Genomic DNA, 1,253 nt, shown 5'->3' with positions numbered 1-1,253 from the left:
TTAAGAATGAGGCAAAGTGTGCGGGAAGTGTTATTTTTTTAATAAAAAAAAGCGCCCATAAGGGCGCTTGTGTTCATTTAATTAAGTTTCTTAACGGTGTTGCGGATAACAATCTCTGGTTGCATCTCGAACACACGCTTTTCGTGTTCTTTATCTTTAATGCGTTCAAGTAGGATCTCAAACGCATTTTTACCCACACGACGTTTAGGTTGGTGAATCGTTGTTAGCGGTGGTGAGAAGTACTCTGCAAGTTCAATGTTGTCGTAACCGATAACAGAAACGTCATCTGGAACCTTGATGCCGTTTTGTTGCAGACGGCTCATTAAGCCAAGTGCCATGGTATCGTTAAAACAGAATACTGCAGTAGGGCGTTTTTCCATCGCGGTGATCTTGTCTGCAACCAGTACCGCAGTATCGCATTCAAAGTTACCTTCAAGAATCCAATCTTCATTGATTGGCAGTTTTGCTTCAGCCATGGCACGACGGAAACCAGCGATACGCTCTTGGCAAGCAAGTTTCTCAAAGTGACCACTCAGGCAGGCGATGTCAGTGTGGCCGTTATCGATAAGATATTTAGTTGCTAGGTAGCCACCTTCTTCAGAGTTATCTGTGATCTTGTCCGCACGAGAACTCTCTGGGCCCCAATCCATCACAACTTTCGGGATATCTGAGTGACGATCTAACATCTCTTTTAGTTCTTCGGTTAGATCTGAACACATCACCAAAATGCCATCTACACGTTTCTCAGCAAGCATGCGGATGTAGTCGCGCTGTTTCTCGTAGATGCCGCCGGTATTACACAAGATCAATGTGTAACCTTGACGGTAGCAGTAACTTTCTACACCGTCGATCACTTCAGAGAAGAATAGGTTAGTTGACTGTGTTACCAACATACCAATAGTACGAGTTGAGTTGCATTTTAAACTACGAGCAACTGCGCTTGGTGCGTAGTTAAGCTCATCAACCGCTTTCATTACTTTTTCTTGGGTTGCTTCTGCAACAAAACGTGTCTTATTAATAACGTGCGAAACTGTGGTGGTAGAAACGCCGGCTAAGCGAGCAACGTCTTTTATAGTGGCCATAAATGATGTCCTGTATCGAGCTACTTAATACCGTAGTGAATACAACCATACGCTTAGTTTTTTGCGCAAACTAAACACCACAACAACAGTAGTGTCTATTCTAGTAGGCAGCGGTTGTACCGAAATCGGTATAAAAAGATTTGTAGCAACTTGGTTGAAGGTACTCGGCTT

General features: G+C 43.4%; 1 protein-coding gene. It reads right to left on the bottom strand.

The features are described from left to right. Positions 1 to 77: 77 nt before the first annotated feature. Positions 78 to 1,082, bottom strand: coding sequence for an HTH-type transcriptional repressor PurR (gene purR, locus R7O13_RS24260; RefSeq protein ID WP_021822868.1), 1,005 nt, complete (start codon positions 1,080 to 1,082; stop codon positions 78 to 80). Positions 1,083 to 1,253: the final 171 nt, after the last annotated feature.

The organism is Vibrio sp. Y176, assembly GCF_033438945.1.
The sequence above is the reverse complement of the archived record's forward strand: the minus strand, read 5'-3'. Positions and strand labels throughout refer to the sequence as shown.

Bases quoted from the DNA above. Each gene is read 5' to 3' on its own strand.
- purR (WP_021822868.1), bottom strand. From the start codon at position 1,082: ATGGCCACTATAAAAGACGTTGCTCGCTTAGCCGGCGTTTCTACCACC.